This is a genomic window from Gemmatimonadaceae bacterium, assembly GCA_040882285.1.
Lineage (GTDB): Bacteria > Gemmatimonadota > Gemmatimonadetes > Gemmatimonadales > Gemmatimonadaceae > JACDCY01.
The window spans coordinates 493,584-513,794 of sequence record JBBEBQ010000005.1; the positions used below are offsets into that span (position 1 = coordinate 493,584).

The window sequence follows — 20,211 nt, forward strand, 5'->3', positions numbered from 1 at the left end:
AATGCCGCCCTGTCGCTTCCCCGCTGGCGCGCGGCTCATAGCCGCGGCGGTGCTGGTCGCGGCCTGCGCGCCCGCGACCCGCGTGCCTCCGCCGATCGTTGCGACTCCGTCGATCGATCCCGCGCCGGTGGTGGTCGCTCCGGAAGTCGACGCCCGGCTTGCCATCGCCCGCACCGGAGACTCCGTCTTTCACGATCCGAAGTTCCGCACCGCGATGTGGGGCGCGCTCATCGTCGACCCCGCGGCGGGCGACACGCTGTACTCGCTCAACCCGCGCAAGCTGGTGATGCCCGCGTCGAACATGAAAGTGCTGACGGGCGCGGTGGCGCTGCACCTCCTCGGCCCGGACTTCCGCTTCCGCACGACGTTCGCCGCGCGCTGCCCCGCAGCGCGCGGGCGTTGCTCGGAGCTGCTGGTCACGGGGCGAGGCGATCCGACGGTCAGCGCGCGGTTCCATCCGGATCCGCTGACGCCGCTCCGCGCCGTCGCCGATTCGCTGCGCGCGCGCGGCATCACCAGCTTCAGCGGCCCGATCGTCGCCAGCGGCGACGCCTTCCCCGGCTCCATCTACGGCTACGGCTGGGAGTACGACGATCTCGGCGAGGGTTACGGCGCGGGCATCGACGACCTGGTGTTCAACGAAGGGCTCGAGGCGATCGAGATGCTCACCGAGTCGGGACCACAGGTGGAATCAATCAAGCCGGCAACGGATCCACGGCGGGCGTATCTCAAGGCGCTGTCGGTCGCGCTGCGCCAGGGCGGGATCGCGCACGACGGAATCCTGGCGAGCGACAGCGGCCGCGTCGACTCGCTGCTCGCGCCCGCCGAGACGTTGTTCGTGCTCCAGTCGCCGCCGCTGAGCGAGATCCTGGGCGCGATGCTCCAGCCGTCGCAGAACCAGATCGCGGAGATCATCCTGCGCACGATCGGGCTGGAACTCACCGGCGTGGGCCGGCCCGACAGCGGCGCGGCCGTCGTTCGCCGGCAGCTGCTCGAGTGGGGCGTGGACAGCATGGAGTTCCGCGTGCGCGACGGGAGCGGCCTGTCGCGGCAGAACTACGTCACGCCCGCGACGATGGTCCGGGTGCTCTCGGTCATGCAGCAGCATCCGTACGGGACGATCTTCCACGAGGCGCTGCCCGTGGTCGGCGTGAGCGGCACGGTGCGAACCTGGCTGCGCGGCACGGTGGCCGAGCGCAACGCGCACGGGAAGACGGGCACGCTCGCGTCCGTGCGCGCGTTCAGCGGCTACGTGCGCACCGTGGGTGGCTCCACTCTGATCTACAGCTTCATCGCCAACAACTATCTCGTGCCGACGTCCGCCGTGACGGCCGCGATCCAGACGATGGTGCGCCTGCTGGCCGAGTCTCCCCTGCCGGCGCGCTGATGCTGGGCGTCGCCGAAGCCGTGGAGACGGTTCTGGCGGCGGTCGCTCCGCTCGACGTCGCCGCGGTCCACCTGGAGGACGCGCTCGGGAGATTCGCCGCGAGAGACGTGACGTCGTCGCTCGCGATTCCGCCGTGGGACAATTCCTCGATGGACGGATACGCGGTGCGCGCGAGCGACGTCGCCGCGGGCGCGAAGCTCCGCGTATCCGCGACGATCAGGGCCGGCGGTCTCGCTGAGCGCGCGCTCGAGCCGCGTGAGGCGATGAAGATCATGACGGGCGCGCCTGTCCCGGCCGGCGCCGACACGGTCGTTCGCATCGAGGACACGAGCGAGAGCGACGGCGTCGTCACGATCAACGACGCGCGCGACGCCGGCAGGAACGTGCGCCGGCGCGCGGAAGACATCGTCGAAGGACAAACGGTTATCACGCGTGGCACGCGGCTGCTGGCGCCGCACATCGGCGTGCTCGCGTCGATCGGGATGAGCAGAGTTCCGGTCCACGCGATGCCGCTGGTCGCGATCGTCAGCACCGGCGACGAGCTGGTGCGGGTCGAGGACCTCGCGGGCGCGCAGGCCGGGCGAAGCATCGTCTCGAGCAACAGCTACTCGCTCGCCGCGCTCGTGCGCGAGAGCGGCGGCGTGCCGGTGGACAACGGACTCATCGCCGACGATCCGGCGGCGCTGCGAGCGGCGCTGGACGAAGCATCAGATTGCGATCTCGTCATCACGAGCGGCGGGATATCCGTCGGTGAGTTCGACCATACCCGCGCGGTGATCGAGGCCATGGGCGGGGAGATCGTCTTCTGGAAGGTGCGCATGCGGCCGGGGGCGAACATCGCGTTCGGCTCGGTGAACGGAACTCCCTGGCTCGGGCTGCCGGGAAATCCGGTGTCCGCTCTCATCGGCGGCGAGCTGTTCATCCGGCCGATGCTGCGCAAGATGAGCGGCGCGCTGCGGCTCTACCCGCGACCCGTCACGGCGATCGCCGCCGAGCCGTTCAAGGGTTCGGAGTCCATGACGCACCTGATCCGCGGCATTCTGACGCGCGCCGAGAACGGCGAGCTGCACGCGCGCTCCACGGGCCCGCAGGGCTCCGGCATTCTATCCTCGATGGCCGCCGCCAACGCGCTCCTGGTCGTGCCGGCCGGCCGCGCGATCGACCTCGGCGAGCTCGTCACCGCGCTCCCGCTGGATCCCGACGCGCACCTCGCCGAGCGATTCGAGCTGCACGCGTGACCGATGAGCTGCGCTCGCGGCTGGAGCGCGAGTTCGACACCGTCGAGGAGGTGTTCACGATCGGCGAACGCGAGCTGGTCATCCTGCGCCCGCGCAACGCCGACGACCTTATCACCGAAGCCGATTACGTGAAGGACGAGCGGCTGCCGTACTGGGCCGACATCTGGCCGTCGTCCATGATGCTGGCGGAGCGGCTGCTGGAAGAGAAAGGCGCGGGCCGCTCGCTGATCGAGTTGGGGTGCGGCTCGGGGCTGTGCGCGTGCGCGGCGGCGATCAGCGGGTTCGACGTGCTGGCGACGGATTACTACGACGACGCCCTCCTTTTCACCGAGCTGAACACGCGCGTCAACGCGGCCCAGCTCGTGAAGACACGGCACGTGGACTGGTCGGCGATCCCGACGGATCTCGGGACCTTTGATGTCGTGCTGGCCGCGGACGTGATGTACGAGCCACGCTATCCCGCGATGGTGGCGGGCGCGATCGACCGGGTCATGGCGAGCGCCGGTATTGCGCTGATCGCCGATCCGGGACGTATCGCCTTCCCCGATTTCATCACGGAAATGGAAACGCGGGGCCTGCTCATTGCCGACAGGGACGTGCGTGGGTTCCGGTCGGGCGAGATCCAGCAGACGATCACCATTTACCGGATCGAGCGGCACACCCGCTGAATTCCCGTGTGCCAAATGACGAATTGGGGTGTCGACCGTCTTTTCTTTATGGAGACGGAGGCGGCACGGACCGGGGTTTCAAGCTCAAGCCGTCAGGACATGACCCTCGATTCGAAAACAGACTCACCCACGCGCTGCACGGTGGGTCACGTGCAGGCGCATCTGATCGCGCTCGGATTCCTCGCGGTGGCGCTAGCGGTCGTCGTCGGCAGCCACAGCGTGATCTGGGGCCGTCCCGCCGAGGCCATTCCCGACGTGATTTTCGACGGTGGCGCTTTCTTTCTCGTGATCGGCCTCGCGGTGATCGCGCATGAGGTGCTACACGCCATCGGCTTCCGGTACTTCGGCGGCGCGCCCTGGAAGGCCATCCGGATGGGCGTTCGGTGGCGCACGGTCACGCCCTTCGCGCGGGCGCTAGTCCCCGTGACGGCGCGCGCCTACCGCTGGACGGCCGCGCTGCCCGGGCTGGCGCTCGGCGCACTGCCGATGGTCGCCGGTGTCCTGCTGGATGTGCCGTTCGCGTCCGGTTTCGGCGTGCTGATGCTGGCCGGAGCCGGCGGGGACGCCGCGATAATCTGGGCGATGCGGCGCGCACCGGACGACACGCTCGTGCTCGATTGTCCCCAGGCCCTCGGCTGTCTCGTAGTGCCCCGCAGGGCGAAGCCGGTGTGAAGCGGCTAGCGCGGAGGCAAGTCAGCTACATCTGTCGATAGCGCGGACCGCTCCCGCCTTCGCGCGGAGTCCACCGCGGCCCGATCACATCGGTTGCCTTGCAGTCGATACAGTTCGCGGGATTCACGACCAGCCGCTCACCGTCGCGCTCGTACACGCCGGCCGGACACATGTGCACGTACAGCTCGGCGACTTGCGCGGGGACGTCCGCGCCGACGATCAGATGTGAGGGAATGTCGTCGCGCGTGGCGTTGCCCGACTTGTACACCGCGTCCAGCTTGCTAAACGTCAGCTTGCCATCGGGGACGAACCGCTCGCCATTTCCAGTCTGCCGCGGCGCATCCGAGTCGCGGTGCGATTCGATTTTCCCGCCGGGGAACGCGCCGTTGGTCAGTGTCATGAGCGTGGCCATCGCGCCGCCCAGGTAGAAGCCGTACTTCTGGAACGCCAACCGCATGTTGCGGCGCTTGCGCAGGTCCTCGGTGACATAGCTCGCGTCGATCGCGCGGTCGTACGCGGACAACGCGGCCGCGGACGTATCGCCCTTCTTCAGCGCGTCGAATATCGCGCGCGCGGCGTACATCCCCGACTGCATCGCGTAGTGCACGCCCTTGAGCGACGCGACTTCCACGTATCCCGCTGCGTCTCCCACGATCAGCACGCCATCGCCGCTCTTCCGTTGCGGCAGCGCGTAGTAGCCGCCCTCGGGAATGGTCTTCGCGCCCCACTCCACCATCTCGCCGCCGTCCAGGTATTCTTTGAACAGCTTGTGCTGCTTCATCCGCTGGAGCAGCTCGTGCACGTCGAGCGACGCGTCCTTGTAATCCATACCTACCACTAGCCCGAGCGCGACGGTGTTGGGCGAGAGCGGATACATGAAGCTCCCGCCGAACGCGCTTGTGGGCAGCGGCCAGCCGAGCGTGTGCACGATCGCGTCGAGCGGCTGCTTGGTCTCCCAGATCTCCTTCACGCCCAGCGCGTAGATCTGCGGGTTCTCGGATCCGATGCCGCTCGACTTCAACCACGCCTGCGACAGAGAGCCGCGCGTGCCCTCGGAGAGAACGGTCACCCGCGCCGTGATGTCCGTGGCCGGCGCATAACCCGCTCCGTGCGTGCCGTCGCGCGCGAGCCCCGCCTCCGCGGTTCGCACGCCCGTCACCTTCCCCCCTTCCGTCAACAGCGACGCGGCCGGGAAGCCGGTGAAGACGTTTACGCCCAGCTCCTCCGCGCGCTCGCCGAGCCAGCGCACGACCTCGCACGCCGACGCGATGAAGTAGCCGTGATTCTGCATCGTGGGCGGCGTCGGAATCCGCAGCGCCTGCGAGCCCGTCATGAAATACACGCGCTCGCCGGTCACCGGGCCGCGAAACGGGAAATCCTTGTCGGCGAGGTCCGGGAACAGCTCGCGCATCGCGCGCGGATTCACCACCGCGCCGGACAAAGTATGCTCCCCGAGCGCCTGCGCTTTCTCGAGCACGGCGATCTGAATGTCACCGAGTGCGCCACCGGCCTCATTGTCGCGCTTGACCAGCCGCGCGAGCTCGATGGCGCCCGCGAGGCCGGCCGGTCCGCCGCCGACGAACACGACGTCCATCGGAACGTGCTCCGGGTCAGGCGCTCCGCCGGCGATGAACCGCTCGACCGGCAGCTCCGGCTGGTATTTCGCCGGGATGATCGGCAGGCGGCCGTCCGCCATCAGTGCGACTTCCGCGCTTCGCGCACCGCCGCGGTGAGCGCGGGCAGCACCTCGGCCACGTCGCCGACGATGCCGTAGTCGGCGATCTTGAAGATCGGCGCTTCCTTGTCCTTGTTGATCGCGACGATCGTGCGCGACGTGCGCATTCCCGCCAGGTGCTGAATCGCGCCGGAGATTCCGACGGCGATGTAGAGATCGGGGCTCACGACTCGCCCCGTCTGTCCGATCTGCTCCGAGTGCGGCCGCCAGCCGTCGTCGCATACCGCGCGCGTCGCGCCGACCGCGGCGTTGCCGAACGCGTCCGCCAGATCCTCGGCGAGCTTGAACCCTTCGGCCGATTTGAGTCCGCGGCCGCCGGCGATCACCACCGGCGCATCGCCGATGTCGAGCTTGGCCGACGCGCCCTGCTTCATCTCCTTCACCTTCACGCGCGCGGCCGACGGATCGCCCACGGGCTGCACCTGCTCGACCTTCGCCGCCTTCGGATTCTCGACGAGCGTCGTGTTGCCCGGTCGCAGGCCAATCACGGCCGGAGTGCTGGCGATGGACGCGGTCGCGATGACCTTGCCGATGTTGATCGGATGCTTGACGATCACGGCGTCGCCTTCGATGCGCGCTTCGGTCACGTCGGTCACGACGCCGACACCGAGCTTCGCCGCGACCCGCGGGAGCAGATCACGTCCCTGCGCGGAAGTGGAGAACACCGCCACGCGGTATCCGCCCGACTTGATCCGGTCGGCGGCGAGCGCCGCGACAGCTTCTGCGTTGTAATCGCCGAGCGCATCGTGCTCGCACACGAGCACGACGTCGGCGCCGTGCTTGCCGAGCTGCTCCGCTTTCTGCGCGATCCCCGGCGCGCCCACGAGCAGGGCGTGCACTTCTCCGCCGGTGGCGTCGGCCAGCGCGCGCGCGGCGGTGACGTTCTCGAGCGCCACCTTGCGCAACTCTCCGGAGCGCTGCTCCGCGAATGCAAGAATGTTCGCCATCAGAGCACCTTCGCTTCTGTTTGGAGAAGCCGAACCAGCTCCGGCACGGCCGCGGCGCCCTCGCCGACGATCTTTCCGGGCGGCCGGTCGGGGGGCATCTCCAATGATTTGATGGTCACCATCGGCTCGCCGAGTTGTGCCGGCTTGCTCTCCATTGGCTTTTTTTTCGCGGCCATGATCCCCTTCAACGACGGATACCGAGCCGTGTTCAACCCTTCGTCCACGGTGAGCACCGCGGGCAGCGTAAACTCGACGAACTCCTGCGCGCCTTCGAGCTCGCGCTTGGCAGTGCCGCCACCGTCGGCCATCTCCAGACCGGAGACCGCGGTCACGCAGGCGTAGTCGAGCAGCTCCGCCACGATCGCCCCGACGATCCCGTTGGAAGAATCCGGAGACATCTTCCCGAACAGGATGAGATCGTAGCCCCCGTCCTTCAGCTCGGCGGCAATGGCGCGCGCGATGGAGAAGCCGTCGAACGGAACGCGGTCCGCGGCGAGGTGGATGCCACGGTCGGCGCCCATGCTCAGCGCCTTGCGGATCGTCTCCTGCACCGCGGGGGGACCGAGCGAGAGCACTACGACTTCGCCCTGACCCGCCTTCTCCTTGAGCTGGAGACCGGCCTCGACGGCCCACGCGTCGGGCTCGTTGATGTCGAATTTGAGCCCCGCCTCGTCCAGCGACGTGCCGTCGGCCGAGATCCTGAAGCGGGCGTCCATGTCGGGGACGCGCTTGACGCACACGGCGATCTTCACCGCGATAACTCCGTTCTGAGGGGATCGATTTTAGCGCGAAAGATAGCCACTCGAATGGAAAAAGGTCCGGTCGCCCGGACCTCCTGCCGTCTACCTTCGCTCGCTCCGCTCCCGAATCGGGTATACGGAATCCTACGATAGACCGTCAACGAGACGTCACTTGCGCGCCCGGCTCCCGGAGCGCCGCCGACCAGTCGAAGCGGAAGCCGAGAGGATCGCGCCGAAGGCACCCGCACTCGACAAAAACCACCGCGGTCGTTGACGCCGCGAGACCAGCCGGTTAGTCTGCGGCGTATGAACCACGTCGCTCACACCGCCAGAATGTGTTGCTGCATCTGTTGCCACGCCGCCCATTGGGCCGGCGGGGGAAAGAGCGCACGCACGTAGAATTTTCGTGTAAAGTCACCGGCTTCGCCGGTCCAGCGCCCCGACCCTTCCGGATCGAGGCGCTTTTCTTTTGCCCGTCAACGTTTACCAATCCGCCCATGAAGCCCATCGCAATCTTTTACGAGCACCCGGACTGGTTCCGGCCCCTCTTCGCCGAGCTCGAGCGACGAGGAATCGAATACGTCCCGGTGGATGCTGCGTCACACTGCTACGACCCGTCGGAGAGTAAAAGCTCATATTCGCTCGTCTTCAACCGTGCGAGCCCTTCCGCTTACCTCCGTGGTCACGCGCAGACAACATTCTACACGCTCCACTGGCTCAAACACTTAGAGCTTCTGGGCGTGCCGGTGGTAAACGGATCGGCCGTCTATGCGCTGGAGCTGTCGAAAGCGACTCAGCTCGACGTGCTCCGTGAGCTCGGTTTGCCCTATCCGCGGGCGTTCGCAATCAACGACTTGCGCCAGGCTGCCAGCGCGGCGCGAGCGCTTCGGTTCCCCGTAGTGGTAAAGGCGAACATCGGAGGAAGCGGAGCAGGGATCGTGCGGTTCGATACCGCGAGCGATCTCGTGGCGGCGGCCGAACGCGGCGAGTTCGATCTGGGACTGGATCACACCGCACTCGTGCAGGAACTGGCGCCTCTGCGCGACGGTCGCATCACGCGTGTGGAAGTACTGGACGGGAAGTTTCTGTACGCCATCAACGTGTACCCCGCTGGCGATTCGTTCAACCTCTGTCCCGCCGATGTGTGCCAGACCGTCGGTGGCGAGGAGCTATCGCGATCCGCGTGCGCGGTCGACGCCGAGACGAACGGCATGCGCGTGGAGGAGAGCAGGCCTGCACCTGCGATAATCGCAGAGGTGGAACGCATAGCTGACCGTGTCGGGCTTGACGTGGGGGGAATCGAGTACCTCGTCGACGACCGGGACGGCAGGCACTATTTCTACGACATCAACGCTCTGTCGAACTTCGTGAGCGATCCGGTGCGCGTGATTGGGTTCGACCCTTTCGCCCGGCTGGTTGACTATCTGGAGACGCGGCTTCCCGGGGCAGCGCTTCGAGGCTCCGGAAACGCCGCTGCCTTGGCTGCCGTATAACCATGCGCTACGGCTACTGGTTGCCCGTCTTCGGCGGCTGGCTCAGAAACGTCCACGACGAAGGTATGGAGGCGTCCTGGGAATATTCGTCCCGCCTGGCCCGCCGGAGCGAGGAGCTTGGATATGCTCTGACACTGGTCGCCGAGCTATACCTCAACGACATCAAAGGCATCGACGCGCCGTGTCTCGACGCGTGGTCGACTGCGGCGGCCCTGGCGGCGGTCACGGAGCGACTCGAGCTCATGGTGGCCGTGCGCCCGACGTTCCACCAGCCGGCGATCCTCGCCAAGCAAGCGGCGAACATCGACCGCATCTCGAATGGCCGCCTGTCTCTCAATGTGGTGTCGAGCTGGTGGCGGGACGAGGCCCGGCGATACGGCGTGCATTTCGACGAGCACGACGACCGGTACGCCCGCACCGAGGAGTGGCTGAGCGTGCTCGGTGGGGCGTGGCGCACGCCACTGTTCAGCTATGACGGCCGATACTACCGGACGGAGGAGACGGTCCTCGAGCCCAAGCCAGTGTCGTCCGCAACGCGCGTGCGTCCCACGATCTACGCCGGAGGCGAAAGCGAAACCGCGAAGTCGCTCATTACACGGCGCTGCGACGCCTACGTGATGCACGGCGACCCACCCGACCGCATCGCCCCGAAAATTGCCGACATGCGTCGCCGGCGCGAGGAAGCGTCGGCTGCGGCCTCGGAGAAGGAGACCGGCCCCCCGCTCGCACCGCTATCGTTCGGGATGGCTGCTTACTCGATCGTGCGCGATACTGAATCTGAAGCGCGCGACGAACTGAAGCGGGTCACGAGCGTTATGCCCGGCTCTCCCGGGTACGGCAACTACCTGGAATTCATCCGGAACTCCAAGCTGGACCAGCAGCTGTCGCTAGAGGACTACTCGGTGTCGAACCGCGGACTTCGCGCCGGGCTGGTGGGCACGCCGGAACAGGTCGCCGAGCGGATCCGCGCGTTCGAGGAGGTCGGCGTCGACCTTTTACTGCTTCAGTGCAGTCCTCAACTCGAAGAAATGGAGCGATTCGCCGCGCAAGTGATGCCGCTGGTCACGTAACATCCCCGGGAATCCGACAGGCCGCGCCAAGGTCGGAATCCCGACCGCCGTTCCACATGCCCTTCCGAGAGTTTGCCCGGCCGCGCATTGTTTTACCCAACGGCGCGTATGTACTCCACGACGTTGTCCGCCGCCTTGACCGATGGGAATGAAAAGGAGCATGACAATTAGGAAGTCACCACGGGCCCGATTTTCACTGACCACTGGATGGAGCGCGGGGTTCGTGACGCATAGGACGCGCGTTGCTCTCCTCGCCATCGTCTGCATCGCTGCGACCACGGCGATTCCAGATCTGCAAGCGCAGCAGAGGCCGAGCGACGCCGCCTACTATCCGGGCGCGGACGGGCGTTGGGAGCACCGAAGCCCGAGCCAGGCCGGCATGGACTCAGCGCGCGTCGCGGCCGCGGTCGCGTTCGCGGTATCCAGCGAATCCAGGGCGCCCCGCGACCTGCTGCTCGCGCACGTGCAGTCGTTCGGGCGCGAGCCGTTCGGCGACGCCGTGGGTCCGTTCAAGGAGCGGAGCGACCCGACCGGGCTGATCATCCGCCGCGGGTACGTCGTGGCGGAGTGGGGCGACCCGGCCCGGGTGGACATGACGTTCAGCGTCACGAAGAGCTTCCTGTCGTCGGTAGTGGGAGTCGCGTTCGACCGCGGACTGATCCCGGACCTCGGCCGGCCCGTCCATCTGGACATGGCGCCCGTCGTGGCGCTGTCGCACGCTCCGCGATCGTCGGCCGACGTCACGGGCGGCGATCCCGGAATCATCCACCCCTTCGACACGCCGCACAATCGCCGAATCACCTGGAACGATCTCCTCCGGCAGACGAGCGACTGGGAGGGGACGCTGTGGGGCAAGCCGGACTGGGCGGACCGGCCGGACGCCGATCGGTCGGCCTGGCTCACGCGGGAGCGCAGGGCGCCGGGCAGCTCGTACGAATACAACGACGTTCGGGTGAACGCGCTCGCGCTCGCGGCGCTCAACGTCTGGCGGCGGCCGCTGCCGCAGGTGCTCGCGGAATACGTGATGGATCCGATCGGCGCATCGCGCACCTGGCGCTGGTACGGCTACGACAATTCCTGGATCGTGCTCGACGGCGTGCCCGTGCAATCCGTCTCGGGCGGCGGGCACTGGGGCGGCGGGATGTTCATCAGCGCGTACGACCAGGCGCGGTTTGGGCTGCTGACGCTGCGCCGCGGAGTGTGGGCGGGACGGCAGATCCTGTCCGAGCGCTGGGTGCGGATGGCGCTCACGCCCACGCCCGCGCAGACCGACTACGGCTTCATGAACTGGTTCCTCAACACCGATCGCAAGCGGCTGCCGAGCGCGCCGGGGTCGGCGTTCATGCACCTGGGGAACGGCACCAACCTGATCTACGTGGATCCGGAGAACGATCTGGTGGTCGTTGCGCGCTGGATAGACAACGGCGCACTCGATGCGTTCGTCGGGCGCGTCCTCGCCGCGATCAATTGAGATCGTCGGCTACATCATCCGGGGTGTAGCGAGTCCAGACGAATTCCCGCACAGCCGGAGCTACTTCTCCTCCGGTGTGCGCCGCCGTCCCTCCTCCAGCAACGCCTGGAAAGCTCCCGAATCCCGCGCCATGACGGCGGCGACTATGCGATCCAGAGCGGTACGAAGTCGTTCGAGCGCGACCGCCGAATGGGGATTCATGGCCTGGATCTCGTAGTACACGTCGGGACTCTCGCGCACGACCGCCGCGGCCAGCGACTCGAGCCCCTGAAAGGTGGTGCTGCGAACCGGGTGCTCCGTCTCAGGGAGCGCCAGCGCGAAAGCGATGGCGGCGGCGTGCGACAGACTGAGCAGATCGGCCATGATGCGGTCGTGATCCGCCAACCCCATGTGCACGATCCGGGCGGTGGTCGGCAGGAAGATCTGCTCCACGACGGTGGTTGCTTCGGAATCGCCCGTATCGCAGATCACGACGTCGGCGTCCCGCAGCAGAACGGTTGACGGGCCGAACATGGGGTGGATCGAAGCCACGCGGCCGCCGGCGCGCTGCAGCGCGCGGATCGGCTCCAGCAGCGGGGCCTTGATACTGGCGATGTCCACTACGACTCCAGCCGGCGGATCTCGCGACCACTCGGCGTAGAGTTGCGCCGTCGCGCCGGGCGGAGTCGAGCAGACTATGAGATCCGCCGAAGGGAGCACGCCGCCGGCCCACTCATTTTCGTCCGCCGGCGCGGCCGGATCGAGCGCGCCGCTGGTGTAGCCCTGCGCCGAGAGGAAGCGGGCGAACCACCGGCCCATGCGGCCGGCGCCGCCGACGATGACCGCGTTTCTGCCGGCGCCCACGGCGGCCACGCGAATATTGTCCGCATCCTGCACCGTGACCGATGCACGGATCAACGCGGCAAAGACGTCTTCCGCGACCGTCGGATCGAGCCCGCGCTCCTGGGCGGCGGCGCGAGCCCGCTCGAGCACCACCTTCTCTTGAGCGTACTCGATCGTCGACAGCTTTTGCCGCCGCTTGAGCTGCCCGACCTCCCGCGCCACTTCGACGCGCTCGGCCGCCAGCGCGACAAGCGCCAGATCCAGCTCGCGGATCCGATCGCGGAGGCTGTCCAGACTCCGTTCCTCCTCTGCTTCGCGCGACATTGATTCGGAACGCGCCTACTCGAAGGCGTTGATCCCCGTCACCGCCGGGCCTCGCGCGCGATGTCGGTCGCCATGCTGACGTTGTTGCGCTTGGCGAGCGAGATCTGCTGGGGCGTAAACGTGCCGGCGTCCTTGAGGCGGCCTTCGCCCTGCCCCGCCTTCTCCTTGAGCTGGAGAGCGGCCTCGACGGCCCACGCGTCGGGCTCGTTGATGTCGAATTTGAGCCCGGCCTCGTCCAGCGACGTGCCGTCGGCCGAGATCCTGAAGCGGGCGTCCATGTCGGGGACGCGCTTGACGCACACGGCGATCTTCACCGCGAATTGCTCCGTTCTGAGGGGATGGATTTCAGCGCGAAATCTAGCCACCCGAACGCAAAGAGGTCCGGTTTCCCGGACCCCTCGCCTGCATACCTCCGCTCCGCTTCCCCGAATCGGGTACGCGGGACGATCTTACGACCGCGCGTCAGCGAGCCGTCACTACACGTACAGCCGCACGACGAAAGCCGTAGCTTTCGTTGGCATCGTTGGCTTGCCACTCCGTTTTTCGGACTCCGGTCGCGCGATCTCTCGCCGTACGGATCTCTGCGCTGAGTAGCTGGAGGCCCACCGCCGTGCAGCTCTCCTTTCACTACCTCGGACATTTCAGGACGCGCGATTCGCCGCCGCCCTTCGTATTGCGGTTGATTCTGCTCGTTGCTCTGCTCTGTCCGATTGTCGCTTCTGGCCAAGCGGTGAATCGTGACAGTGCAGAGTATGCACGAGCGGAAAGTCTTTTTTGGCGGGCGGATACGCTTGCCCAATCCGCCGATAGCGCGCAGCTGCTCCAGGCACTCACACTCTGGCGAGAAGCACTGCCGCTATACGAGCTAGGTCACCACTCGGAGGATGTCGCCTACACCTTCCACCGCGTCGCGCGAGTTCACTACCGACTCGGAAAGCCTGACTCGGCGCTCGCCTATTACGCGCGGGCGCTACCGATCTTGCGCGAAGTGGGGAACCGCACAGTTGAGGCGACAACCCTCAACAACATCGGCGCGGTGCAGAGGAGTCTTGGCCGTCCGGATTCGGCGCTCGCCTATTACGCGCGGGCGCTCCCCATAGTGCGCGAAGTGGGGGACCGCAGAGTTGAGGCGGCCACGCTCACCAGCATCGGCGTGGTCCAGTCCAACCTCGGCCGTCCGGATTCGGCGCTCGCCTATTATGCGCGGGCGCTCCCCATCCAGCGTGACGTGGGGGACCGTTCCAGCGAGGCGGCAACGCTCAACAACATCGGCTCGGTCCAATCGGACCTCGGCCGTCCGGATTCGGCGCTCGCCTATTATGCGCGGGCGCTCCCCATAGTGCGCGAAGTGGGGAACCGTTCCGGCGAGGCGGCCACGCTCACCAACATCGGCTCGGTCCAGTCCAACCTCGGCCGTCCGGATTCGGCGCTCGCCTATTACGCGCGGGCGCTCCCCATAGTGCGCGAAGTGGGGGACCGCAGAGTTGAGGCGGCCACGCTCACCAGCATCGGCGTGGTCCAGTCCAACCTCGGCCGTCCGGATTCGGCGCTCGCCTATTACGCGCTGGCGCTCCCGATCCACCGTGAGGTTGGGGACCGCTCGGGCGAGGCGGCAACGCTCAACAACATCGGCCTGGTCCAATCCAACCTCGGCCGTCCGGATTCGGCGCTCGCCTATTATGCGCGGGCGCTCCCCATCCAGCGTGACGTGGGGGACCGTTCCGGCGAGGCGATAACGCTCACCAACATCGGCTCGGTCCAGTCCAACCTCGGCCGTCCGGATTCGGCGCTCGCCTATTACGCGCTGGCGCTCCCGATCCACCGTGAGGTTGGGAACCGCTCGGGCGAGGCGCTGACTTTTCAAAACGTCGGTTACGTTCTCCTCCGTACGAAAAGCGACGGCAGCGCTCGGTCTGCGGCGGCGGCATTCGATAGCGCGGCAGCACTGCTCGCGCAGATCCGGCGCAGCGCCGGCGGCGATGCGAACGCGGTGAGTTTTAGCGAGACTGGCGGCGACACCCACACCGGATGGTCGCTCGCCTGGCAACGGCTGGCGGAGGAACAGCGCGCCCCAGGCGATTCTCTAGCATTCACTCACGCGGTGGCCTCGTCTCTCGCCGCCGCCGAGCGCGGGCGAGCGCAGGCCCTTCGGGATCTCCTGGATCGCCGGTCCTGGGCGAGCGTCACGGATCTCGATGCAAGCGATACCATCCCGGGAGCGGATCTCGCGGACGAGGCGGGCCGGCTCCTCGCACCACTCCGCTCGGCCAAAACGGCTCTTCTCTACTATCTAACGGACGGCGACACGCTCCGGACGTGGTTCCTCAGCCCGACTGGCACGTTCGAAGTTCTCCCTACTATTGCGCAATCAAAAGCCGATCTCACTCGAAAGATGGCGACAGCGCGCGCAGCACTCGGCGCCGACGCCGTCGCCGCTCGGCAACGCCGTGGGGATCCTCCTTGGGCAGGCGAGGCCCGTGCTCCGATCGCGCAACCGGACAGGGTCAGTAGGGATCTCCTTGGGGGTAGTGCGGGTGATCCGATCGCCGCGCCAGCCGCGCTACAGGAGTTGAGCGCAGGCGTGCTGCCGGCCGACCTGGAGGCGCTCCTGCCCCCTGGTACGGAGCTCGTCATCGTGCCGCATGGCGCGCTTGGACAGGTGCCTTTCGCGGCGTTGACACTCCCGGGAGACACGATCCCGATTGGAGCGCGAAACCCGCTCCGGTACGCGCCGTCCCTCCGCGCGCTTGTCGCAGCGGAGGCAGCTGGAGAGGCCACGCCGAGCACCGGCGCGGGAAAGGCACGCGGCCACGCAATCGTCGTCGGCAATCCTCAGATGCCCGAAGTGCGCGACGAGACTGGAAACTCGCACCAACTGTCGGAGCTACCGGGAGCCGCAGAAGAAGGACGGTGGGTCGCGACGAAGCTTGGCGTACAGGTGCTAACAGGCTCTGCGGCATCAGAGAGCGTTGTGCGCGACTCGCTTTCCAACGCCTGGGTCGTGCACTTGGCCACGCACGGTCTGGCCTACGGCACTAAAGCAAGAGTCCGCGACTCCTATGTCGCGTTAGCCCCCGGCGCGGGCCACGACGGGCTCCTGACTTTGGGAGAGCTCCTCAATGACCACGCGCTGCGATTGTCGGCTGAACTCATCGTGCTCTCCGCTTGCCAGACCGGACTCGGCGAATCCCGTGAATCAGAGGGTACCGTCGGACTGCAACGCGGTCTCCTGGCAAAGGGCGCTCGCAGTGTGCTCGTCAGCTTGTGGAGCGTGGACGACGCGGCGACGCTCCTCCTCATGGAACGGTTCTACACGCACTGGCTCGGCCAAGACGGTCGGCCCACTCTCAGCAAGGCGGAAGCGCTCCGGCTCGCGCAAAACGACGTGCGCACCACGAAGCAATTCACTAATCCGCGATACTGGGCCGCGTTTCAGCTAGTGGGAGCCCGGTAGCCTGATGAAAAGCGCAACGACGAGAACTCGGAGCTTGATGGTATCTCCAGTGCGCGGTGTGAGCCGGTAAAGAGGTCCGGTTTCCCGGACCTCTTTCCACGCGCATCGCTGACCCTGCGGCTGGACGAACGCCGAAAGCTCACGTCACAGAGTTTTTGCTACGGGTAAAGGCGTAAGTGGTACCTGCCGCCCGCCGGGCAGTCGACAATGGTAGGACCCCATGTGGTCATGCTGCCGTCGGTAAAGTCCGCGCGCGCGTACAATCGCGTCGGGCCGGCGACCGCATACGCGTACACGTCGCCCCAGGGACCCAGCGTGCCCGCCGAATTCCCGTCGACGTGCGTAGCGATGTAGAGATCGGTGCGGTTGTCGAACCGTACCACGCAGTCGGCCGAGGCCTGCTTGGAGGCTGCGCCGGCGGCCTGCTTGTGCGCGGGGACCGCCGCGGTAACCGTCGCTCCGGACACGTTTGTCCCGGCGGCCGGTCGTATGTTGGGATCCTGCCCCTTCGCGGCGGCGGTAGCCGGATTCGGCCGCGCGTCAGCGACCGGCCCCGAAGCCTCCACCGGTCCCGCCGGCTCCGTTTGCACCGTGCCCGTCACCGTCGTGTCCGCAGTGCCCGCGGGCTCCTTCGGCGTGCATGCCGCCAGTGCGGCAAAGGAAAGCAGGACCGTTACGCGTTCGAGTCGCCGTAGAGTTCGCATCGGGTGTCGCTCCTGTGGAATCGGTTGTGCGGAGGCGCAACGGAACGTCAGGGTGCCGCATCACCCCGGAGGCGCCGGAAAAAGTGCGCGGGTAAATGGTGAACCGCAACCTGACCGGCGTGATCCGCTACAGAGGCATGCCGGCGACACTGTGAATTGTCATTACGGCTGAGCCCTCAAGTCACATCGCCGTCACTCGAAAGCGCTGATCCCCGTGATGGCCTGGCCGAGCACCAGCGTATGGATGTCGTGCGTGCCCTCGTACGTGTACACGCTCTCCAGGTTCGCCATGTGCCGCATGGACGCGTACTCGGCGAGGATCCCGTTGGCGCCGAGCAGCCGCCGCGCCTCGCGCGCGATGTCGGTCGCCATGCTCACGTTGTTGCGCTTGGCGAGCGAGACCTGCTGTGGCGTGAACGTGCCGGCGTCCTTGAGGCGGCCGAGGTGGAGCGCGAGGAGCTGACCCTTAACTATCTCGGTCAGCATCTCCGCGAGCCGCGCCTGCTGGATCTGGAACGCGGCGATCGGTTTGCCGAACATGACGCGATTCCCGGCATAGCTCACCGCTTCCTCGAAGCACGCCATCGCGGCGCCGAGCGCGCCCCAGGAGATGCCGTAGCGCGCCTGGGTCAGGCACATGAGCGGGCTCTTGAGCCCGCCGGACTTCGGCAGGATCGCGTCGGCGGGGAGCTGCAAGTCTGAGAACACCAGCTCGCTCGTGTCCGACGCGCGCAGCGAGAGCTTCCCCTTCTGATCCTTCGACGAGAAGCCCGGCGTGTCGCGCGGCACGACGAAGCCACGAATCGACTTGTCGTCGTCGGTGGCGCCCGTCTTGGCCCAGACGATGGCGACGTGCGCGGTCGAGCCGTTGGTGATCCACATCTTGGAGCCGTTCAACACCCACGTGCCGTCCTTCTGCTCCTTCGCGCGGGTGATCATCCCCGCCGGGTTGGAGCCGAAGTCGGGCTCGGTGAGACCGAAGCAGCCGATGATCTCGCCCTGCGCCATCTTCGGCAGGTAATGGCGCTTCTGCTCCTCGCTGCCGAACGCGAAGATCGGATACATCACCAGCGCGCCCTGCACCGACGCGAACGAGCGCACACCGGAATCGCCGCGCTCGAGCTCCTGCATGATCAGTCCGTACGCGACGTTGTTCAGTCCAGCGCAGCCGTACTCTTCCGGCAGGTTCGCGCCGAACACGCCGAGCTCGGCCATCTCCGGCACCAGCTCCAGCGGAAAGCGGCCGTCTATGTAGCAGTCGCCGATGATCGGCAGGACGCGGTCGTCCACGAAGCGGCGGACGGTGTCGCGCACTGCGCGCTCGTCTTCGGAAAGGCTGCTGTCTATGGCGTAGAAGTCGTTCACGGCTCTCGGGCGGGGGCGGTTGCGGTGAGTACCAGCCGGAGAGAGCTAATCTAGCGCGACAGAAGCGGACTCGTCACGAGTCAACGCCCGGGCGACACGCCCGCCTCGGTTATTTGCGCGTGGTCTCTTCCGCCATGGCGACCAGGATCGCGTACCGGTGCATCTCGCCGTCCGTTTTCACGCCGAGCGCGCGGCGGATGGTCTTGCGATGAAACGCCACGGTGTGCACGGTCACGCCGAGCTCCGCCGCGATCTCCTCTGAGCTCATCCCTTTCCCGAGCATGCGGACGATGTTCTGCTGGCGGGCCGTGAGCTGGCTGAACCCCGTCGGGCCGGCCACTTTGCCGCGCTTCCCCATCTCGGGGATCTTTGGAGAGAGATACTTTCCGCCCTCACGAATCACCTCGATCGCCGCGCGCAGCTCGTCGAGCCCGGCGTTTTTCGGAACGAAGCCGCGGGCGCCCAGCGACATGGCCATGCTCGCGAGATGCGGGTCGACGTGCATGGTCAGCACGAGCACACGCAGCTTGGGATTCGCCTTGAGCAGCTCGGCCAGGAGATCGATCCCGTTCCGGTGCGGCAGGGACAGATCCAGCAGCAGGACGTCGGGCTTGCGCCGCTTCACCGCGGCGACGACGTCGGCGCCGTCCTGCACGAGGTCGAGGACCTCGTAGTCCGCGCTCAGCATCGCCTTGAGCCCCTGTCCGACCAGCTCGTGGTCTTCCGCGAGCAGCAGAGTCGGCAGACTCACGGCTGCACGGCCTCCTCGAGCGGCACGCGCACCGTGACCATCGTCCCGCTGCCCGGCGCGGAATGAATGCGGGCCGAGCCGCCCACCAGGCGGGCGCGCTCGTCGATTCCGACCAGACCGATCCCCGCGCGCTGGCCCGCATCCGGATCGAACCCGGCGCCCGAGTCCTTGATGACGAGTTCCGCCTGGATTCCCGCGCGCCGCAGCCGCACGGATGCGCGCTTCACCCCGGAATGCCGCACGACGTTCCGCAGCGACTCCTGCGCGATTCGAAACAGCGCCAGGCTCGCGTCGCGGGAGAGCGGGAGTGGAGCGTCCGGCACGTCCAGCTCGACATGCAGGTCCGACGCCCGCTCCACCTCCTCGGCCAGTTGCGCCAGCGCGACCGACACGCCCGCCTGCTCGATCGCGGACGGATGGAGCCGGTGCGCGAGCTTCCGCAGGGCGTCGGCGAGATCCTGAACCTCGTTGCGGATCCCGTCGAGATGGTGCAAACGCCCGGCGTCAAGCCCGTGAGCGGAAGTGCCAAGCTCGTCGAGCTCGTGCTTGACGACGACGAGCCGCTGGATCGCGTCGTCGTGCACCTCCCGCGCGACGCGGGCGCGCTCTTCCTCGTGCGCCTCGAGCAGGCGCTGGGTGTAGCTGCGGTGCACGGCGACGAGCCGGCGCTGCGCGATCACCATGGCTATGCCGAGCCCGCCGATGAGGACGAAGACGGCGAGGACGGTGGCCAGGAAGATCCACCAGAGTATCTCGCCGCTCCCCGAAGCAGCATTCCCCATGTGATTGCGGCGAAGGACAGGACCAGGGCAGCCGCCCGGACGTTGAAGGCGGCGTGCACGAGATCGACTCGCTCGCGGATAAGGTACCACGCCAGCGGCTGCATGGCGGCGGCGGTCGCGGCATACAGCATCACTCCGCCGATGACCCAGAACCAGTCTTCGTCGGCCAGCGATCGCTCGGCTGCGAGGCTCAGGCTGACGAACGTCCAGACCGTGGCCAGCAGCATCACTATCGCATGAAAGGGGACGACCGCGAGGCTGAAATTCCTCGGATCGTCGAGTGTCAAAGTGAGCACGACGCTCACCAGGAGCACCAGCGGGATCGCGATCTTCAGGGCGAGGCGCGCCGGCTTGGCCGGATGCCATTGAGCCAGGGCCCACAGCAGCGCCATGCTCAGGATTGGGTGACCGACGTAGCCGAGCCAGAGGTTGTTGCGCCCCCGCGAGCCGAGCAGCACGGCAAGAAGGTTCAACGATCCCTCGATTGCGCACCAGAGTACGATTGCCAGCCGCGCCTTCGTCAGGCTGCGTGCGCTTATCAACCCCGCGAGTACGGGGAACCAAGGGGCTCCTACGGCCGCGTACTGG

Annotated in this window: 18 protein-coding genes; 8 read left to right on the top strand and 10 right to left on the bottom strand. The window is 67.0% G+C overall.

Annotated features, from left to right (window positions below; genetic code table 11):
- Window position 1: 1 nt before the first annotated feature.
- The 4 genes from dacB to WEA80_03210 all read left to right on the top strand — a co-directional run bounded on the left by dacB (window position 2) and on the right by WEA80_03210 (window position 3,965).
- Window positions 2–1,387: a D-alanyl-D-alanine carboxypeptidase/D-alanyl-D-alanine-endopeptidase gene (gene dacB / locus WEA80_03195; GenBank protein ID MEX1185571.1), complete on the top strand. Its 1,386-nt coding sequence runs from the start codon at window positions 2–4 to the stop codon at window positions 1,385–1,387.
- Window positions 1,387–2,625, top strand: a complete 1,239-nt coding sequence (gene glp, locus WEA80_03200; GenBank protein MEX1185572.1) for a gephyrin-like molybdotransferase Glp — start codon at window positions 1,387–1,389, stop codon at window positions 2,623–2,625. The genes dacB and glp overlap by 1 nt, the downstream gene beginning before the upstream one ends.
- Entirely contained in the window at window positions 2,622–3,293 is a 672-nt protein-coding gene (locus tag WEA80_03205; GenBank protein ID MEX1185573.1) for a methyltransferase domain-containing protein, read from the top strand. The genes glp and WEA80_03205 overlap by 4 nt, the downstream gene beginning before the upstream one ends.
- Window positions 3,294–3,392: 99 nt before the next feature.
- Window positions 3,393–3,965: a DUF3267 domain-containing protein gene (locus WEA80_03210; protein MEX1185574.1), complete on the top strand. Its 573-nt coding sequence runs from the start codon at window positions 3,393–3,395 to the stop codon at window positions 3,963–3,965.
- 25 nt (window positions 3,966–3,990) lie between these two features.
- Here WEA80_03210 and WEA80_03215 read toward each other — a convergent pair whose 3' ends face one another.
- From WEA80_03215 to WEA80_03225, 3 genes are read right to left on the bottom strand one after another with little or no spacing between them, the layout of a single operon-like run.
- Window positions 3,991–5,661, bottom strand: coding sequence for an electron-transfer flavoprotein:ubiquinone oxidoreductase (locus WEA80_03215; protein MEX1185575.1), 1,671 nt, complete (start codon window positions 5,659–5,661; stop codon window positions 3,991–3,993).
- Window positions 5,661–6,647 carry an electron transfer flavoprotein subunit alpha/FixB family protein gene (locus tag WEA80_03220; protein MEX1185576.1) on the bottom strand — a complete coding sequence of 329 codons (987 nt, stop codon included), beginning with the start codon at window positions 6,645–6,647 and terminating at the stop codon, window positions 5,661–5,663. Before WEA80_03220 ends, WEA80_03215 begins: the two co-directional genes overlap by 1 nt.
- Window positions 6,647–7,399 carry an electron transfer flavoprotein subunit beta/FixA family protein gene (locus WEA80_03225; GenBank protein ID MEX1185577.1) on the bottom strand — a complete coding sequence of 251 codons (753 nt, stop codon included), beginning with the start codon at window positions 7,397–7,399 and terminating at the stop codon, window positions 6,647–6,649. The genes WEA80_03220 and WEA80_03225 overlap by 1 nt, the downstream gene beginning before the upstream one ends.
- Window positions 7,400–7,884: 485 nt before the next feature.
- Between WEA80_03225 and WEA80_03230 the strand changes: the two genes are divergently transcribed.
- From WEA80_03230 to WEA80_03240, 3 genes are all read left to right on the top strand, one after another.
- Entirely contained in the window at window positions 7,885–8,880 is a 996-nt protein-coding gene (locus WEA80_03230) for a hypothetical protein (protein MEX1185578.1), read from the top strand.
- 2 nt (window positions 8,881–8,882) lie between these two features.
- A complete protein-coding gene (locus WEA80_03235) occupies window positions 8,883–9,950 on the top strand; it encodes an LLM class flavin-dependent oxidoreductase (protein ID MEX1185579.1) in 1,068 nt (355 codons plus the stop codon).
- 223 nt (window positions 9,951–10,173) lie between these two features.
- Window positions 10,174–11,421 (top strand): serine hydrolase, encoded by a 1,248-nt coding sequence (locus tag WEA80_03240; protein ID MEX1185580.1) that lies wholly within the window; start codon window positions 10,174–10,176, stop codon window positions 11,419–11,421.
- 60 nt (window positions 11,422–11,481) lie between these two features.
- On the opposite strand, the gene WEA80_03245 is transcribed toward WEA80_03240, so the two are convergent.
- Window positions 11,482–12,567 (bottom strand): prephenate dehydrogenase/arogenate dehydrogenase family protein, encoded by a 1,086-nt coding sequence (locus WEA80_03245; GenBank protein ID MEX1185581.1) that lies wholly within the window; start codon window positions 12,565–12,567, stop codon window positions 11,482–11,484.
- A gap of 38 nt (window positions 12,568–12,605) precedes the next feature.
- Window positions 12,606–12,881: a hypothetical protein gene (locus WEA80_03250; protein MEX1185582.1), complete on the bottom strand. Its 276-nt coding sequence runs from the start codon at window positions 12,879–12,881 to the stop codon at window positions 12,606–12,608.
- Window positions 12,882–13,555: 674 nt separating this feature from the next.
- Between WEA80_03250 and WEA80_03255 the strand changes: the two genes are divergently transcribed.
- Complete coding sequence (locus WEA80_03255; protein MEX1185583.1) at window positions 13,556–16,021, top strand: CHAT domain-containing tetratricopeptide repeat protein; 2,466 nt, start codon at window positions 13,556–13,558, stop codon at window positions 16,019–16,021.
- A gap of 158 nt (window positions 16,022–16,179) precedes the next feature.
- Here WEA80_03255 and WEA80_03260 read toward each other — a convergent pair whose 3' ends face one another.
- The 5 genes from WEA80_03260 to WEA80_03280 all read right to left on the bottom strand — a co-directional run bounded on the left by WEA80_03260 (window position 16,180) and on the right by WEA80_03280 (window position 20,096).
- Window positions 16,180–16,725 (bottom strand): hypothetical protein, encoded by a 546-nt coding sequence (locus tag WEA80_03260; protein MEX1185584.1) that lies wholly within the window; start codon window positions 16,723–16,725, stop codon window positions 16,180–16,182.
- A 192-nt stretch (window positions 16,726–16,917) separates the two neighbouring features.
- The gene (locus tag WEA80_03265; protein ID MEX1185585.1) at window positions 16,918–18,090 is read right to left on the bottom strand and encodes an acyl-CoA dehydrogenase family protein; all 1,173 of its coding nucleotides are present in this window, start codon (window positions 18,088–18,090) and stop codon (window positions 16,918–16,920) included.
- Window positions 18,091–18,199: 109 nt separating this feature from the next.
- Complete coding sequence (locus tag WEA80_03270; GenBank protein MEX1185586.1) at window positions 18,200–18,841, bottom strand: response regulator transcription factor; 642 nt, start codon at window positions 18,839–18,841, stop codon at window positions 18,200–18,202.
- Window positions 18,838–19,623 carry a sensor histidine kinase gene (locus WEA80_03275; GenBank protein MEX1185587.1) on the bottom strand — a complete coding sequence of 262 codons (786 nt, stop codon included), beginning with the start codon at window positions 19,621–19,623 and terminating at the stop codon, window positions 18,838–18,840. The genes WEA80_03270 and WEA80_03275 overlap by 4 nt, the downstream gene beginning before the upstream one ends.
- On the bottom strand, window positions 19,527–20,096 hold the full coding sequence (locus tag WEA80_03280) for a hypothetical protein (GenBank protein MEX1185588.1): 570 nt from the start codon (window positions 20,094–20,096) through the stop codon (window positions 19,527–19,529). The genes WEA80_03275 and WEA80_03280 overlap by 97 nt, the downstream gene beginning before the upstream one ends.
- Between the last annotated feature and the right edge of the window lie 115 nt (window positions 20,097–20,211).

Bases quoted from the DNA above. Each gene is read 5' to 3' on its own strand.
- dacB (MEX1185571.1), top strand. From the start codon at position 2: ATGCCGCCCTGTCGCTTCCCCGCTGGCGCGCGGCTCATAGCCGCGGCG.
- glp (MEX1185572.1), top strand. From the start codon at position 1,387: ATGCTGGGCGTCGCCGAAGCCGTGGAGACGGTTCTGGCGGCGGTCGCT.
- WEA80_03210 (MEX1185574.1), top strand. From the start codon at position 3,393: ATGACCCTCGATTCGAAAACAGACTCACCCACGCGCTGCACGGTGGGT.
- WEA80_03215 (MEX1185575.1), bottom strand. From the start codon at position 5,661: ATGGCGGACGGCCGCCTGCCGATCATCCCGGCGAAATACCAGCCGGAG.
- WEA80_03220 (MEX1185576.1), bottom strand. From the start codon at position 6,647: ATGGCGAACATTCTTGCATTCGCGGAGCAGCGCTCCGGAGAGTTGCGC.
- WEA80_03230 (MEX1185578.1), top strand. From the start codon at position 7,885: ATGAAGCCCATCGCAATCTTTTACGAGCACCCGGACTGGTTCCGGCCC.
- WEA80_03235 (MEX1185579.1), top strand. From the start codon at position 8,883: ATGCGCTACGGCTACTGGTTGCCCGTCTTCGGCGGCTGGCTCAGAAAC.
- WEA80_03245 (MEX1185581.1), bottom strand. From the start codon at position 12,567: ATGTCGCGCGAAGCAGAGGAGGAACGGAGTCTGGACAGCCTCCGCGAT.
- WEA80_03260 (MEX1185584.1), bottom strand. From the start codon at position 16,725: ATGCGAACTCTACGGCGACTCGAACGCGTAACGGTCCTGCTTTCCTTT.
- WEA80_03275 (MEX1185587.1), bottom strand. From the start codon at position 19,623: ATGGGGAATGCTGCTTCGGGGAGCGGCGAGATACTCTGGTGGATCTTC.